Below are 16,922 nucleotides of genomic sequence, written 5' to 3'. Positions count from 1 at the left end.
TTTACGCTTCAGGCAGCAGAAAAGGTAATGCAACATGCAATATATTTGCGCAGCACTCTACAAATTTGTCGAGCTGAACAACTATGAAAAATTAAAGCAGCCGCTGTACGACACTATGATTAAGCACCAGGTGAAAGGCACGCTACTGTTAGCTCGCGAAGGCATAAATGGCACTATTTGTGGTAGCCATGAAGGCGTAACCGCTGTATTAAACCACTTAAAGAGCGATCCTCGCTTCGCTACCCTCGAGCATAAAGAGTCTATCAGCGACACACAGGCGTTTTATCGCACGAAAGTAAAACTTAAAAAAGAAATTGTTACCTTAGGGGTAGACTGGGTAGATCCAAAAAACATTGTTGGCACCTATGTTCCAGCACAAGAATGGAATCAGCTTATTCAAGACCCTGAAGTATTATTAATTGACACTCGCAACGACTACGAAGTGGCGGTAGGTACATTTGAAGGTGCTGTTGATCCTAAAACCGTTTCTTTTCGTGAGTTTCCAGAATATGTAGAGCAACACCTAGATACGAAAAAACATAAAAAAGTAGCTATGTTTTGTACCGGCGGTATTCGTTGTGAAAAGTCTACGGCTTATTTGAAAGGCCTTGGTTTTGACGAGGTTTATCATTTAGAAGGCGGTATTCTTAAATACCTAGAAGAGGTGCCAGAAGAAGAAAGTTTGTGGCGCGGCGAATGTTTTGTGTTTGACCAACGCGTTACTGTTAAGCATGGTCTTGAACAAGGCTCGTACGACCAATGCTACGCCTGCCGCATGCCTATTACTGAAGAAGAAAAAGCCTCTGAGCATTATGTGAAAGGTGTTAGTTGCCCTCATTGCTTTGATAAAACCACAGCCACGCAAAAAGAGCGTTTTGCTGAGCGCGAGCGCCAAGTACAGCTAGCCAAGGCCCGGGGCGAGAAACATATTCGCGACGGCCGTGTAGAACAGCTGTAGTTTATGCCAAATAAGTTATACGGCTAAAGTTTGAACATATTTAATATTTAGGCGTATACTTAATTAAAGCAATTAACACTGTAGGGGGTGATTGAATGCGTATAGATAACACAAGTAAACCACAAAGCTTGCTGCAACAAATACAGCAAGAACAAACCGACAACTTGCGTAAATTGGCTTCTGGCAAACGGGTAGAAACAGCCGCCGACGATGCTGCAGCCTCGCAAACAATTGAACGTTTAACAGCAGAAAGCCAAGCATATCAACGCTCATTAGGTAATGCCTACGACGGCATTTCTATGCTCGGTGTTGCTGAGGGGGGCTTAGCAAACGTGAGTGACGACCTAAGCCGCATTCGTGAACTTACTGTGCAAGCAGGCAATGGCGCATTAACAGACAGTGATCGCCAAGCTTTACAAGGCGAAGTGGAACAACTGCGCGCTAATATTGGGCAAACCCTTGAACGTACTGAATTTGCTGGGCAGTCTTTACTAACCAAAGACGAAACTCGTAATTTTCAGGTAGGCAGCGGCGCTGGCGACACTATGAGTGTGCAGCTACGCGATGTGCGTCAACAAGGTTTAAGTGTGCTAGATAATGTTAACTTAACCGACCCCGATGCCCGCGATAACTTTCTTAACGAGCTAGACCAAGTAAGCGAAACTATTGCGGCCCAACGGGCTGAATTTGGTGCTCAACAAAACGCCTTTTCTGCAACCGCACGTAACTTGTCGCAAACCGACGTTCACACCCAAGCATCCCGCTCGCGCATGCAAGATCTTGATTATGCCATGGGCACAGCAAGCAGTATTCGGAATCAAATATTGCAAAACTCTGCTGTAGCCATGCAAGGTCAAGCAACTGCACAAAATGAGCTGGTGCTGTCCATACTAGGCTAAAGCCTCATTAAAAAAGGTGTTGAACTAAGAGTTCATCACCTTTTCTTCAACTTCCTCACTTTCGTCAGCCTCTTCGGCCGCAGTAGCGGCTGCTGTAATAGCTTCTTGCACTTTAAACCATATACGATTCACCAAAGCCACTATTCGTAGCCAGTCGGGCAAGTCATCTCGGTTAAGTTTGTAGCTCGAATGTGAATTATATTCATTCAGAAAGCAGTCTATTTCGTCATCATGAAAATCGTTCATTACCACCGCCATAGCTATGTCCATAGCTGGGTGGTTATAGCCTGCATATTCCCAATCAATCACTTTTATTTCAGGTGTAACAAAAACATGATCCATAGACATGTCATTGTGACAAAACAGTTGTGGTTCTTCCTCACATTTTGCAAAAAGTGCTTGGTATGACTCTATATCTTCACGCATACGAGCTGCATCGTTTGGCTTGTAAGTGGCTAGTGCGTTGCAATATCGCTCCAGCTTCGAGCGCAGGGTTACTTTTTCTAGCGCCGGAGATAATTGATGAATTCGGGCAATCGTTTGGGCCATTTGCTGAATGCGCTCTTCATTGTCATCAATACTAAGCTGTAAAGGGTTAGTTAAATGCTCATAAATTACGACCCCCTTTTCTTCATTAACAAATGCAATGCGTGGTCCCATGCCTTGTTCTGCTACATAATTGTCTATAGCCAGCATTCGTTGGCTGTCGCGGCCAAATTCTTGTCCATGGCGAAACTGCTTCACTAAGTACTGCGCCTTCGTAGCAGCGCCTTGTTCACCATTTTTTTTATTGGTTATCAGCCAAGTTCGGTTTGATAAGTGTGCGCCAACATCTTCTACCTTCCAGCTACCGCTTACTGGTAAGTGCTCTAGGCTCCACCAGGGAAATCCTTGCATGAGGTTATCCACCTTCTGTATGAGTCGATTGATTTTTCCAAGACATATACCCGTAAATTGCCATACCTAAGAATAGCGTATACAGCAGCGCCGTAAGGTAAAATCCTTTGCTGACAAAAAGATAAACGTATATGGCGTTAATCACAACCCAATAAAGCCAATTCTCTGCAATTTTACGAGTAACCATCCATGTTGTTACTAAGCTGGCAATGGTAGTTAAGCTGTCTATTACTACTGCGTCAGCACTGGTGTAGCGCTGTAAAAATAAACTAGTCGCTGCTGTGGCGAGTAAAATAAAAATTAATATTTTCCCATGCCACCTAAGCGACCGCTGAGTAATATTTAATGGTGTGGCGCTCTGCCCGCCATAACGCCAAACCCACAAACCATAGCCTGCCATAAATATATAGAACAATTGAAGCAGCGACTCCATAAGGAGCCGCCCTTCAAAAAACAGTACCATATAAATAGCCGCACCTAATGCCGACGCCGGCCAACACCATGGGTTTTGGCGTATGGCAAGCACTACATAAAGCACACCAAGGACAACAGCGACCGTTTCAATACTTAGAAACATATCCAAACTTTTGGCTCCTAGAAGCGTAGCCGTGCAGTTACACCAACACGACTAGGCTCGCCATACTGTACATAGTTTTTCGCTGTATATTCGTCGCGCGGATCGTTACCAAAATAAAAGCCTCGCGTTGCGTAATCTTGGTCGAATAGATTACGGGCAAACACGCTAAACTGCCAATTTTGCCAGTTGTAGTTTAAACGCAAATGCACTAGTTGCTGCGCTTTTGCCCGTTGGTCGTGGCTATTAGAAAAGAAAAAACTATCTTTTGCCTCTACTTCTACACGTAGGTTTAAGGCGTCATTGAACTGCCATTCAACCCCAGTATGCACTTGGTAATTGGGCGCATGGGCTTGTTCCCGGCCAGTTAAGTTAGTGCCGTCTTGCAACATTAAATGCCGATATTCTGAACCTAACCAACCTAAACTAGCGAACCAACGTAATTGGTCGGTTGGCATATAGTCGAGTGTCGCTTCTAGCCCCCAGTTACGCCCTGCAGAAGCATTATCTAAATAAGACACAAACACTCCTGCTTGTTCCACGTAAGCGCTTACTTGCATGTCGTCACGCCAACTGTAAAAGGCAGTGGCCTCAAAACGTAAGCTTTGTGCTGGTATAAAAGCACGGTAACCTACTTCAAAGGTAGTGAGCAGTTCTGGAGCAAATACCGCTTTTGATTCTAAAAAGTCACGGAACTGCTCAAGTTTTTTCTCTTCAACACGGCCTAAGGCTTCACCGTTTACCCCACCGGCTTTAAAACCGTGGGCCACACTGGTAAATATCGAGCCTGTAGTTGCTAGCGCGTATTCTAAACTGGCTCGGCCACCCCAAGCTGCTTTCTCAGGCGTTGCATTAATACTACGGCTATCACTGTAAGTGTTGCTGTAGCGTTCGTAGCGAAGCCCTAAGGAAGCTTTCAAACGTTGGCTAAGGTGCTGGCCAAGCTCGCCGTAAATGGCTTGGTTGCGGGTGTCGTAGCTACTGGTAAACGGGCCGTTTTTAGAACCATAGTTACGCTCTAAATCTTGCTCACGCTGCTGCCAGTAAACGCCAACAATCCAGTCCGTATCGTTGCCAAATAGGTTAATTGGTGTAGCCGATAACAAGCGGGTTTCAACTTCCCATTGATCCCGAGCCCGTAGGTATTGGTCGAAGGAGTTATATTCCCAACCCGGGCGAATGCCTTCGTAAGCCCAGTCTTCATCATATTCATAAATAGAGTCTGCCGTTAGCATCGATACACTTAGCTCGGCCGTATATGCTTCGGCGCCGCTGTACACTAACTTCACACGCCCCGCATGGCTGTCGAGGGTGTCTCGGCCTGGCGTGTCAGACAAGGTGGTGCGATCTTGATCCAACGACCATGCATCGTAACCGTTATCAATATCGAAGCGATGGTAAGTTAAAAACGCATCCCAGTGATCACTAACGCGCCAATGGCTATTCAAACGCAAAGTAAGTTCGTCTTGGTTTTGTGTGTCTTTGCGATTTAGAAAAACGTTCTCCATAAAGCCGTCGCTTACATGCTGGTACACGCTTAGCCGTGCTGAAAATGCTTCATTAAACCGATGCGTAGCGGCCACACCGCCAGCATAGCTATTATAGTTAGCTAGGGTTAGCTCGGCTAAGCCATCTCTGTAGTCGCTAATTGGTGTACTACCTAAATAAATCATACCTGCCATGCCGTCGGCACCGAAACGGGTAGTTTGTGGGCCGCGGAACACTTCCACTTGGCCAATATCGAACAAGGTGCCGGCAGTGCCTAGCGAGCTATAATTGATGCCGTCGATAACTAAACCTACCGAAGGATTAATAGGGTCAACAAACTGGCTGCGCTCGCCTACGCCACGAATTTGAATAAAGCTGGCACGGGAAGCACCCGAGGCTAAATTCACGTTTGGTGCCATGGCTAATGCATGCTCTAGGTGTTCAGCGTTCCGCTGTTGAATGTCGTTGCTGCTAAGTACGCTAACACTAGCAGGCACGTCTTCAATGCCCTGCGGGCGAAAGTTGCCAGTAATAACTATGCGTTCAATAGCTGTTGCTTGCTCGTCTTCGGCTGCCGTAGCGGTAAAGGCAACCGTGCTAATGAAGCCTACAGAAAGGCTAGTGGCAACAAATAGCGCAACTGGAATTTTTTTTGTGAAGGTTTTATTCGAAGTTAATTTTTTCATTTGGATCTCTTCTTTTTAAATGCCGAGAAAAAAGATGAGATCCGGTTATCCGTCGTATTGGTTTATCTAAATTACCAATCCCTACGCCAGTATTAACCGGATCAGGTTCAAAGAGTTCGCAATACTGCATCTCAGCCTTTCGGCACCCCTTTGGTAATGACACTTCATGGAAACGTCGCGGCGGAGTATACCTAAATCGCCGCGTGTCTGCCAAGTTTAGCTTAATACGCTATGTTAACTTACTACTCTAGATAGCTTAATGCGTCGCCAAACAATTGCTGTTCCGGCAGTTTATGTTTAAAAAAGTCATCTCGCACTACTCGCACCATTTCAAAACGGCCAGCCACATACACATCAAACCCCGATAAATTGTCATGGTCGGCCAATACGGCTAAATGCACCAAGCCCTGGTGGCCTTGCCAATTTTCTGGGGTTTTTTCTAACACCGGAAAATAATGAAAACGTGAATCTGATTGTTCTAAAGCGAGTAATTTTTCGTGTTTATATAAGTCGGCTAAAGTTTTGCCACCCCAGTAAAACAACACATTTCGTTGCGATTGGGTTTCTAGCTGTGCTGCCGCAATGGACCAAGCATAAGAAAAACCAGTACCTCCAGCCAAAACAATAAGTGGCCGCTCACTTTCTCGTAAGCCCGCCGTTCCAGCGGGAACTGTAATAGTAATTTCGCCTTCGGCTTGCAAGCGTTGCATAACTTCCCAAGCATAGGGGTTTTCTGGTGTCGCACCAATATGCAGTTCAATAACATGCCCTTGCGACGGCGTAGAGGCAATTGAAAAAGCACGAAAGTCGTCCTTATCCATCACCACCGTAATATATTGACCAGCCACAAAATTAACTGGCTCAGGAGGCGTTAGTTGAACCTTAAAAACAAAAGGTGTCAGTGGCTCAATTAAACTGACCTGACATGTTAATGTCGGATTACTCATTAAAAATTCCTAATTCCTGCCAAATATCGTCGACGCGTTGCACCACGTTTTCATCCATCACAATGGGAACACCCCATTCCCGCTCGGTTTCACCTGGCCATTTATTGGTTGCATCCATACCCATTTTCGAGCCCAAACCTGAAACTGGCGAAGCAAAATCAAGATAATCAATTGGGGTATTTTCAACAAAAGTAGTATCTCGCACTGGGTCCATACGTGTCGTCATGGCCCAAATTACGTCTTTCCAGTCGCGGGCATTTACGTCATCGTCGCATACAATAATAAACTTAGTGTACATAAACTGCCGTAAATACGACCAAACTCCCATCATCACACGCTTGGCATGGCCAGGGTAACTTTTCTTAATAGTAACCACTGCCATACGATACGAGCACCCTTCAGGCGGCAAATAAAAGTCGACTATTTCAGGAAACTGCTTTTGTAATATTGGTACAAACACTTCATTCAGTGCTACGCCCAATATGGCTGGCTCGTCTGGCGGCCGGCCCGTATAAGTACTGTGATAAATTGGGCTTTTCCGGTGGGTTATTTTAGTTACAGTAAACACCGGAAAGGTGTCCACTTCATTATAATAACCGGTATGATCGCCGTACGGCCCTTCTTCCGCCGTTTCTTCAGGGTCGAGGTAACCTTCCAACACATATTCCGCATAGGCAGGTACTTGTAAGTCATTACTTAAACACTTCACCACTTCGGTTTTACTGTCACGAAGTAAACCGGCAAAGGCATATTCAGAAAGGGTATCTGGTACCGGTGTAACCGCACCTAAAATAGTGGCTGGGTCTGCGCCTAGTGCCACCGCAATGGGAAATTTTTGTCCCGGGTGTTGTTTACAGAACTCACGAAAATCTAGCGCACCACCACGGTGGCTCAGCCAGCGCATAATTAGCTTGTTTTTGCCTAGCAGCTGCTGCCGATAAATTCCTAAGTTTTGGCGCTTTTTAAGCGGTCCGCGGGTAATGGTTAAACCCCAAGTAAGTAAGGGCGCCACATCGCCTGGCCAGCAAGTTTGAATAGGTATTTTATATAGGTCCACATCGTCGCCCTCAATAACCACTTCTTGGCATGGCCCTTTTTTTAATACTTTAGGCGACATACTGAGTATTTTTTTCAGCAGTGGTAATTTACTAAAGGCGTCTTTAATGCCGCTAGGGGGCTCTGGCTCTTTTAAGTAGGCTAGTAATTTACCCACTTCGCGCAAAGCGGCAACGTCGGTTTGGCCCATACCCAAAGCTACTCGTTCGGGGGTGCCAAACAAGTTGGCTAATACGGGAACAGAATGGCCTTTTGGGTTTTCAAACAGCAACGCAGGCCCGCCGGCTTTAAGGGTCCGGTCGGCAATTTCTGTCATTTCTAAGTAAGGATCGATTTCGTGCTGAATTCGCTTCAGTTCACCGCGCTGTTCAAGCAAGGCAATAAAATCGCGTAAATCTCGGTACTTCATAAAAAATGCCGCCACTAGTGTGTAGAGGCGGCATTATAACTGATCCACAAATTACTTCTAACGCTTCATCGACTCAAAGAACTCGTCGTTAGTTTTTGTCATCTGTAATTTGTCGATAACAAACTCCATTGCTTCAATTTCACCCATAGGATGAACAATTTTACGCAATATCCACATTTTCTGTAATTCGTCTTGAGTGGTAAGCAATTCTTCGCGACGTGTACCTGAACGGTTGAAGTCGATGGCTGGGAAAACGCGCTTCTCAGCAATTTTACGGTTTAGGTGAAGTTCCATGTTACCGGTACCCTTAAACTCTTCGTAAATAACTTCGTCCATTTTCGAACCCGTGTCGATTAACGCCGTAGCGATAATGGTTAAACTACCACCTTCTTCCACGTTACGAGCTGCACCAAAGAAACGCTTCGGTTTGTGCAACGCGTTGGCGTCGACACCACCGGTAAGTACTTTACCTGAGCTTGGAATAACCGTGTTATAAGCACGTGCCAAACGGGTAATAGAGTCGAGCAAAATAACCACGTCTTTTTTGTGCTCAACTAAACGCTTGGCTTTTTCAATCACCATTTCTGCCACTTGCACGTGACGGCTAGCAGGCTCGTCGAAGGTTGAAGCAATGACTTCACCTTTCACTAAGCGTTGCATTTCCGTTACTTCTTCTGGTCGCTCGTCTATTAGCAACACCATTAAGTTACAGTCGGGGTGGTTAGCCGCAATTGACTGAGCAATATTCTGTAGCAAAAGCGTTTTACCTGCTTTTGGTGGCGCTACTATTAAGCCACGCTGGCCTTTACCAATGGGTGAGGCCAAATCAAGAATACGTGCTGTAATGTCTTCCGTTGAACCATTGCCACGTTCCATAACCATACGCTCGTTGGCGTGCAGTGGTGTTAGGTTTTCAAAGAGGATTTTATTACGGGAGTTTTCTGGTTTGTCGTAGTTTACTTCGCTAATTTTGAGGAGGGCAAAATAACGTTCACCGTCTTTTGGTGGTCTAATTTTCCCTGCGACCGTGTCGCCGGTGCGCAAATTGAAGCGTCGTATTTGGCTTGGCGAGACATAAATATCGTCTGGCCCAGCAAGGTAAGAAGAATCGCTAGAGCGTAAGAAGCCAAAGCCGTCCTGAAGAATTTCTAGCACACCGTCGCCAAAAATGTCTTCACCGCTTTTCGCGTGCGCTTTTAAAATAGCGAATATAATGTCTTGCTTACGCAGACGGGCCATGTTGTCTTGCCCCATGCTTGCGGCAAGTTCGACGAGGTCGTTGACAGATTTATTTTTCAGTTCAGTTAGATTCATAAGCGGTAGGCTGGTTATTTAAGGGGTTCTTGTGTAGTTTTTAATAAAATACCCAGGGTTTCGTTTAGTACGATAGCCCCAAGGGCGGTTTGTATTCGGAATTATCTATTGTTCAGATGGCTTCAGGGAAAGTTTATAGAAGCCAGAGAAGTGCTGACAATCTTAAAATTAACATCTATTTGGCGGTGCGTCCAGTTTTTCACCACTTTCAATGAAAAAACACCGCAGTTAGGTGCTGCGGTGTGATTTTATAACCCTAGTAAGGTAACGGGTTTAAATATGCTCTTTGATAAATTCAGCCAGCTGGGTTTTAGATAAGGCGCCTACCTTTGTTCCTACCACCTCACCATTTTTAAACATTAGCAGCGTTGGAATTCCGCGAATATTGTATTTCGGTGGCGTTAGGTTGTTATGGTCTACGTTTAGCTTGCCAATTTTTAATTTGCCGGCAAACTCTGCAGCCACTTCGTCAAGGATAGGTGCAATCATTTTGCACGGACCACACCACTCAGCCCAAAAATCGACTAATATGGGTTGATCAGCATTGATTACTTCGGTTTCAAAGCTGTCGTCACTCAGCTGAACAATATTGTCACTCATGTTACATCTCCGCTTAATTGCATTCGTTGCTTGTGCATAAATTAGCTACACAGGTATGATATCACTTTATGATACTCAACTAGCTATATTAGAAGCATTTCTGTTTTCTAATGCAAGAGCAAACCTGATATGATTTACCTATGACAGATAAACACTTAACAGAAACTAAGTTTGCCGAGCTCGGTTTACATCCACATGTGTTGGATGCTTTGAATAAACTCGGCTACACACAGTGCACGCCTATTCAGGCGATGAGCCTTCCTGTTGCGTTACAAGGCAAAGATGTAGCAGGGCAGGCGCAAACGGGTACGGGCAAAACCATTGCTTTCCTTGTTGCGCTTTTCAATCACCTTATGACTCACCCCAAACGTATTGAAGGTTCAACACAGCCACGTGCGCTGGTTATGGCTCCTACCCGTGAACTTGCCGTGCAAATACATAACGACGCAGTAACAATTGCTAAAAGCTGTGGCCTTAAGTCGGTTGTGGTTTATGGTGGCGAAGGCTATGAAGCCCAGCGCGCTGAACTGCAAGAAGGCGTTGACCTTGTTGTGGGCACCTGTGGGCGCCTTATTGACTATTATAAGCAAGGCGTGTTTCAACTCGATAATATTGATGTGGTGGTGCTCGACGAAGCAGACCGCATGTACGACCTTGGCTTTATCGACGACGTACGCTATATGTTGCGTAAAATGCCTGCTGCCGAAGACCGTTTGAATCTCTTGTTTTCAGCAACATTGTCTTTCCGTGTACGTGAACTTGCTTACGAGCAAATGAACGACCCCACTGCGATTGAAATAGAGCCAGAACAAATGACTGGCGCAAGCATAGAAGAAGAGCTTTTTTACCCAAGCAAGCCTGACAAAATTAAGCTTTTACTGACGCTAATCGAAGAAGATTGGCCCGATAAAGCTATTGTGTTTTGTAATACAAAACATGCCTGTACCGAGGTATACCATTGGCTAGCTGCCGATAAACACCGCGTCGGCTTGCTTACTGGCGACGTACCACAGCGTAAGCGCTTGAAAATTCTCGACGACTTCACCCAAGGCAAAATTGATATTTTAGTAGCTACCGACGTAGCCGCCCGTGGGTTGCACATTCCCGCCGTAAGCCATGTGTATAACTACGACTTACCCGACGATTCCGAAGACTACGTACACCGTATTGGTCGTACAGGCCGTGCCGGTGCAAGCGGTAAGTCTATAAGCTTAGCCTGCGAAGAATATGTCTATAACTTACCTGGTATTGAAGACTATATTGGTCACGCAATTCCGGTTAGTAAATACAACGCTGAAGCCCTACTAAACGACGTGAAAAAGCCACATATTCCGCACAAGCGCCGAATGCAAAGTGGTCAAAGCTTTCAGCGTCGCTCTAGCGGTCCAAGGCAGCATAAGCGTAATTAAGAAGAGGCTCGGAGCCAATGCGATCTAACCAGTATTATGTAGCGATCGATCTTGGCTCCAATAGCTTTCACATGCTTATCGTTCGAGTTGTAGCTGGCTCAGTTCGAATTATTGCTAAAATCAAGCGCCGTATAAGGCTAGCTGAAGGTATACGCAGCGACGGTACTTTAAACCCCAACGTTCACCAACGAGCTCTTGACTGCTTAGCTATATTCTCCGATCGGGTTAGCGATATTGCTCCAGAAAACATTCGTGCCGTTGGCACTGCCACACTACGTAAAATTAATCCCCAAGACCCTTTTCTTGCTCGTATGCAAGACACCCTTGGTCACCCTATCCAAATTATTTCCGGTGAAGATGAAGCCGAAACTATTTACCAAGGGGTAGCCCATACTTCGGCAGCCCGGTCACAATTAATGGTGTGCGACATTGGTGGCGCTAGTACTGAAATTGCTATTGGTAGTGGTTTCCAGTCGCACCATACGCTTAGCTTAGACATGGGCTGCGTTACTTGGAAAACAGCTTATTTCCCACAAGGGGTTATTACCAAACAAAATGTCGAGCGTGCTATTGGTGATGCTGAGCAGCTGATTGCCCCCCACCAAGCTTTGTTTGTTCGGTCACAGAAAACCCGCGTAGTCGGCGCTTCGGGTACTTTTAAAGCATTACAAGACATCGCTTTGCAACGTCAATTAAGCCAACGTTTTCGTTTGCCTTGGCTAGAAAGCTTACTCGACGAAATATTACTCTTTGAAAATTTAAACCATATAAGCATCGAAGGTTTAAAAGCCGACCGGGCCTTAGTGTTGCTACCCGGCTTGTGTATTTTAATCGCCTTATTTCGGCAGTTGAATTTAAAATATGTAGAAGCCACTGAGGCAGCCTTACGTGAAGGCCTTATTTACAGCATGCTTACGTCTTTACAGCATAACGACGTACAACTAAGAACCTTAAAAAGTTTAGCTGAACATTATCAAACCGACGTAACCCAAACAGAACGGGTTATAAAGCTTTATACTCAGCTTAGTAGCGGTGTGGGCATGGCAGAAGCCCTTCCTAAGTCGTCAAAGGCCTTATCGAGAGCAGTCGCTTTTTTGCATGAAATAGGCCAAAGTCTAAGCTACAAACACGCTGGTAAGCACAGCCGTTACTTATTAAAGCACACCGACTTGCCTGGCTTCACATTACGACAAAGATCTTCTTTATTGTCGCTATTAGAAGCTGTTACCGGCATTATCGATGACGATAACCTACCAAAAAAACTACCCGATACTGCCCCAATGGCACTTTTAAGTCGCATTTTAAGGTTAAGCATTATTTGCTGCCAACGCCGCCGCAACGACGCCATGCCAAACTGCAGCCTTAGTTTTGATAACAACAACACCAATATGCTTATTTTACATTTGCCTGCCAATTTCCTAGCTACAAATCCTTATTTAGCCGATCTGCTCAACGAAGAAAGCCGCTTTCAGCAGAGCTTCGGCGGCCTTCAGTTACGTGAGAATGTAAGTCTTGAATAAGTTTATTTAGCGTTACGTTGTTGTAAACGCTTTGCCATCCATACGGCAAAATACGTAAGAATACCGTCGGCACCTGCTCGTTTAAAACCAAGTAAAGCTTCTTCAATGGCGTCTTCACTTAACCAACCATTTTCTACTGCCGCCATTAACATGGCGTATTCGCCACTTACTTGGTAGGCGAAGGTTGGTACTTTAAACTCGTCTTTTACTCGGCGCACTACGTCTAAATACGGCATACCTGGCTTTACCATAACCATATCGGCACCTTCTTCAAGATCAAGGGCAACTTCATGCAAAGCTTCGTCGCTATTGGCTGGATCCATTTGGTAGGTTTTTTTATCGGCACCTTTTAAGTTACCTGCAGAACCCACCGCGTCGCGGAAGGGACCATAAAACGCCGAAGCATATTTCGCTGAATAAGCCATAATTTGTACGTCAACGTAAGCTATTTCTTCCAAGGCTTCACGAATTGCACCAATGCGCCCGTCCATCATATCTGAAGGGGCAACAATATCCACACCGGCTACCGCATGGCAAAGGGCTTGTTTAACCAAGGCTTCTGTTGTTACGTCGTTTAACACGTAGCCCGTTTCGTCAAGAATTCCGTCTTGGCCATGAATAGTGTAAGGGTCGAGAGCCACGTCCGTCATAATACCAAGCTCTGGCACTGCTGCTTTTAATGCTTTAACAGCTTGCGGTACTAGTCCTTCTGGGTTCCACGCTTCTTCAGCCAATTCACTTTTGGCCGCTTGCGGAGTAACTGGAAAGAGTGCCAACACAGGAATACCCAGGCTATGAACTTCTTTGGCCAGTTCAACTAGAAGGTCGATAGACAACCGTTCTACCCCTGGCATAGAAGGCACAGCTTCACGCTGGCCGCTGCCCGGTAAAACAAATACTGGGTAAATTAAATCAGCGGCGGTCAGTGTGTGTTCCGCCATTAGCTGGCGGCTAAAAGAATGCCGGCGCATTCTGCGCATACGGCGGTACGGAAACCCTGCATAAGGAAAGGTCATTATTGTGTCCTATAGTTAAATATTACGGCCGACTTAGTCGTTATCGGGCGTAGCTGGTTCAATAAAGTGTTGGGCAATAACAAACTGATTGCGGCCACGCTCTTTCGCTGCATATAGGGCGTCATCGGCGGCTTTCAATAGCTGCTCTGGCACTTCAAACAAGTTATGTTCGGCAATACTTACGCCGATACTCACAGTAATAGAAAGTGGCCCTGCGTCGGTAATAAATGGTGTTTCACTAATAGCCCTGCTTATCATACTTGCCACTTGGCTTGCTTCATGCTCATTCGTATTGCCAAGTAGCAAAGCAAATTCTTCACCACCGTAGCGAAATATACCGTCGCTTGGCCGCCTTACGGTTTGTTTTAAACGTTCGGCTAAGGCAACCAAAATTTGGTCGCCTATCATGTGGCCGTGCGTGTCGTTAATAGGTTTGAAATAGTCTATATCGAGCATAATTAAGGCCACTGGCTGTTTATTTCGCCAAGCCCGACGAAATTCAACAGTTAGCTGGTGGTCGAAATGGCGTCGGTTAAACAAGCCGGTTAAACCGTCTTCGCTATTTTTACGTTCTAACTCATTGTTTACTTCTTGCAACTCACGCAGCGCCATTTCAAGTTCAAAAGTGCGCTCGTCTACCCGCTGCTCTAGCTCTTCGTTTAATTGGCGCTGGGCTTCTTGCGCTTCGGCCGACCTACGCAATGCTTCTTCTTGGGCCACCAGTTTTTGTAACCGTTCGTCAGAATAACGTAAGGTTAACACCCACGACAGCAGCAGTACCTCAATGCCCGAGCCTATCATTATCGCATATCGCTGCATAAAATGTGGGTCGATCACGCCAAGGTAAGCGAGCGAGTTCAAGAATATAGCCCCGATAAAGGCAGCCCAAGCGACGGCAAAAATTCGGGCATAAACAGACCCTTTACGCCACATGCTTATAGCTAAAATCACTAAAAATGAACAACTGAAAATAGCAAATATAAGCAATAGCTTAATTGCCACTTTGTACTCTAAAAACACACTAATTATGGCAATAATAAATGCAAGCCCGCCCATAACCCACAGGCCACGAGCAAACAGCGCACTGTGTTGCTTTATTTTTAATAATTGCGCTATAAATAAAGCGGCAAAGCCAAAACTTAGGCAACCAAATAGCACTAACGCATGATCTTGCAGCCAAATATTGCCTGGCCAAATATAACGGAAGCCAACTCCAGTTAAACCCGCTGCCATCAGGCCAACAAATATCACGTAAATAGAATAACTAAACACACTCGATTCACGAATAACTGCAAAACCAAATAAGTTATACAGCACCATACAAATTAACACGCCAAAATATATACCAAAGCCCAGTTGCACTAGCGCTTGTGACGCATGAAATGCATTGGTTGGCCAAATTTTAACCGGCATGTTCATAGCACTGCTGGTATGAACGCGGAAATAAGTTGTTAAGCTGTGATGCGGTGGAATAGGTACAACAAAGTCTTCATGAGCAATAGGCCGGGTATTAAAATGCAAGGTATCGCCAAGTTCGTAGTAAGCAAGGGTTTGCCCTGCTGCTACAAAGTAAATGTCTAGTTGGTCTAACAGCGGATAAGCAACATGAAGTAAACGCTCACTGTCGCTGGCCTCAATGTCCATTTTGAACCAATAAGTACGGTCATCATAGCCAAAGGAAACGTTGCCATTAGCAATGGTATGCCAGCCGTAAGTGGGCAAATTAATAGCCTCGCTGAGACTAAAACTGCCACTAGCGTCGACCAAGTAATGAGTAATAATACCCGCTTCTGGTTTACCTGTTATTTCGTTTGTTTCTGCATGCGACACAGCCCAGAACGTGGCGCTAAGCAAAACAGCAACCCGTATCGTATAGCTAATATAATGCTTCACGGTAAACTCTGTTGAAAACAATCCCAGTGACCAAACAACCGTAAAGCATTGGCCGTGGTTTCACTGGCAAGGGTGTCTAGGGTGGTATTACGTAAATTAGCTACTGTTGCCGCAATATGCGGTAACCACTGGGGTTCGTTCACCCTACCTTTTGGTTTCGGGCGTAAGGTTCGAGGGGTTAAATAAGGGGCGTCGGTTTCTAATAATAAGCGTTCGGCTTTAATATGGGGCACAGCGCTTTGTAGCGCTTCACCGCGGCGTTCGTCACATACCCAGCCGGTTATACCAATGTAAGCGTCAAGCGCTTGATACGCCGCTAATGCTTCCTGCCCTTGGGTAAAGCAATGTACAAATAAAGGCGGTAACTGCCCCTGATGTTCATTTAAAATAGCGAGTTGATCAGCTAACGCGTCTCGCTCATGCAAATAAAGCGGTAACTGTAGTTCAACCGCTAGTGCTACCTGCTCGGCAAAAACTTCCCGTTGCCGCTTCGGCGTAGAAAAGTTGCGGTTATAATCGAGGCCACATTCACCAATGGCCCTCACCACTTCTTGCTCAGCTAATTCCCGTATGCGCGACGCAAAGCAAGCCGTCGTTTGATCCGCCTGATGTGGATGCACTCCTGCTGTAGCAATGCAACCCGGTGTTTCAGCGCACCAACGGGCCACACGTTCCGACTCGGCCACGTCGCTGCTAATTAATACAAATCGGTTAACCTGCGGTAATGCATTGCTAAGCACCAGCTTCGGTTCTAGAAATTGGCTGCTTAATAAGTTTATACCGCAATCAACCCAACCCATTAACGCTCCAATCTAACTCGAACACGCGTGTTTAAGCCCGGCGTACGTAAATAGTAAGCATCGAACATTCCTTGCTGAAAATAGTATTTCCGCTCGGTACTAAAAGGAAACGACGAGCTCACTTCCGTTTGTCGCCATACTTCACCGTTAATTAAGCGAAATTTCCACATACCACGCTTATATTCCCACATTTCGGTAATGTTTAAAAAATCTTCACTTGCTTCATTCAAGGCTACAGCCTTTTCCGCAACAGGTGTTTCAGCAACGGTTTCGGGCTCTGGTAGCGCCGCCACAACATTGTCAAAACACTGTAACCGATACACTGTGTCAGCTTGTTGTTCACAAAGTTGTAGCTGCTCAATTAAACGCGCCAAAGACGCCTGTGCTGTGCTTGGCAGTACCATAACTGTAGCAAACAAAATAAGGCTGAAAGCGCTAAGTTTGTTAGTCATAGTC

At 45.6% G+C, this 16,922-nt stretch carries 15 protein-coding genes and 1 riboswitch; of the genes, 4 read left to right on the top strand and 11 right to left on the bottom strand.

Going from position 1 to position 16,922, the window contains the following annotated elements; all coding sequences use genetic code 11:
* The first annotated feature begins 34 nt into the window (after positions 1-34).
* Positions 35-958, top strand: coding sequence for an oxygen-dependent tRNA uridine(34) hydroxylase TrhO (gene trhO / locus M1L23_RS06325; protein WP_252626390.1), 924 nt, complete (start codon positions 35-37; stop codon positions 956-958).
* A 95-nt stretch (positions 959-1,053) separates the two neighbouring features.
* Positions 1,054-1,857, top strand: a complete 804-nt coding sequence (locus M1L23_RS06320) for a flagellin (protein WP_252626389.1) — start codon at positions 1,054-1,056, stop codon at positions 1,855-1,857.
* A gap of 24 nt (positions 1,858-1,881) precedes the next feature.
* Here M1L23_RS06320 and M1L23_RS06315 read toward each other — a convergent pair whose 3' ends face one another.
* The 7 genes from M1L23_RS06315 to trxA all read right to left on the bottom strand — a co-directional run bounded on the left by M1L23_RS06315 (position 1,882) and on the right by trxA (position 9,828).
* Positions 1,882-2,754, bottom strand: coding sequence for a phosphotransferase (locus tag M1L23_RS06315; RefSeq protein WP_252626388.1), 873 nt, complete (start codon positions 2,752-2,754; stop codon positions 1,882-1,884).
* 4 nt (positions 2,755-2,758) lie between these two features.
* Entirely contained in the window at positions 2,759-3,331 is a 573-nt protein-coding gene (gene pnuC / locus M1L23_RS06310) for a nicotinamide riboside transporter PnuC (RefSeq protein ID WP_252626560.1), read from the bottom strand.
* Between the two features lie 17 nt (positions 3,332-3,348).
* Complete coding sequence (locus tag M1L23_RS06305; protein ID WP_252626386.1) at positions 3,349-5,502, bottom strand: TonB-dependent receptor; 2,154 nt, start codon at positions 5,500-5,502, stop codon at positions 3,349-3,351.
* 61 nt (positions 5,503-5,563) lie between these two features.
* Positions 5,564-5,662, bottom strand: a riboswitch (TPP riboswitch).
* A gap of 82 nt (positions 5,663-5,744) precedes the next feature.
* On the bottom strand, positions 5,745-6,449 hold the full coding sequence (gene fre / locus M1L23_RS06300) for an NAD(P)H-flavin reductase (RefSeq protein ID WP_252626384.1): 705 nt from the start codon (positions 6,447-6,449) through the stop codon (positions 5,745-5,747).
* Positions 6,442-7,914, bottom strand: a complete 1,473-nt coding sequence (gene ubiD / locus M1L23_RS06295) for a 4-hydroxy-3-polyprenylbenzoate decarboxylase (protein WP_252626382.1) — start codon at positions 7,912-7,914, stop codon at positions 6,442-6,444. Before ubiD ends, fre begins: the two co-directional genes overlap by 8 nt.
* A gap of 57 nt (positions 7,915-7,971) precedes the next feature.
* A complete protein-coding gene (rho, locus tag M1L23_RS06290) occupies positions 7,972-9,228 on the bottom strand; it encodes a transcription termination factor Rho (protein WP_252626380.1) in 1,257 nt (418 codons plus the stop codon).
* A gap of 273 nt (positions 9,229-9,501) precedes the next feature.
* On the bottom strand, positions 9,502-9,828 hold the full coding sequence (gene trxA, locus M1L23_RS06285) for a thioredoxin TrxA (protein ID WP_252626378.1): 327 nt from the start codon (positions 9,826-9,828) through the stop codon (positions 9,502-9,504).
* 140 nt (positions 9,829-9,968) lie between these two features.
* Between trxA and rhlB the strand changes: the two genes are divergently transcribed.
* Entirely contained in the window at positions 9,969-11,237 is a 1,269-nt protein-coding gene (gene rhlB / locus M1L23_RS06280; protein WP_252626376.1) for an ATP-dependent RNA helicase RhlB, read from the top strand.
* A gap of 17 nt (positions 11,238-11,254) precedes the next feature.
* A complete protein-coding gene (locus M1L23_RS06275) occupies positions 11,255-12,757 on the top strand; it encodes a Ppx/GppA phosphatase family protein (RefSeq protein ID WP_252626374.1) in 1,503 nt (500 codons plus the stop codon).
* 2 nt (positions 12,758-12,759) lie between these two features.
* Here the strand turns inward: M1L23_RS06275 and hemB are convergent, their stop codons facing one another.
* The 4 genes from hemB to M1L23_RS06255 are packed head-to-tail and all read right to left on the bottom strand — an operon-like array spanning position 12,760 to position 16,918.
* On the bottom strand, positions 12,760-13,773 hold the full coding sequence (hemB, locus tag M1L23_RS06270) for a porphobilinogen synthase (protein ID WP_252626373.1): 1,014 nt from the start codon (positions 13,771-13,773) through the stop codon (positions 12,760-12,762).
* Positions 13,774-13,806: 33 nt separating this feature from the next.
* Positions 13,807-15,666, bottom strand: a complete 1,860-nt coding sequence (locus M1L23_RS06265; protein ID WP_252626372.1) for a sensor domain-containing diguanylate cyclase — start codon at positions 15,664-15,666, stop codon at positions 13,807-13,809.
* Positions 15,663-16,466, bottom strand: coding sequence for a TatD family hydrolase (locus M1L23_RS06260; protein WP_252626371.1), 804 nt, complete (start codon positions 16,464-16,466; stop codon positions 15,663-15,665). The genes M1L23_RS06265 and M1L23_RS06260 overlap by 4 nt, the downstream gene beginning before the upstream one ends.
* Positions 16,466-16,918, bottom strand: coding sequence for a hypothetical protein (locus M1L23_RS06255; RefSeq protein WP_252626370.1), 453 nt, complete (start codon positions 16,916-16,918; stop codon positions 16,466-16,468). The genes M1L23_RS06260 and M1L23_RS06255 overlap by 1 nt, the downstream gene beginning before the upstream one ends.
* Between the last annotated feature and the right edge of the window lie 4 nt (positions 16,919-16,922).

The sequence above is a fragment of the Aliidiomarina quisquiliarum genome (genome assembly GCF_023922585.1).
Taxonomy (GTDB): domain Bacteria; phylum Pseudomonadota; class Gammaproteobacteria; order Enterobacterales; family Alteromonadaceae; genus Aliidiomarina; species Aliidiomarina quisquiliarum.
This window is presented reverse-complemented; position numbering and strand designations above follow the sequence as displayed.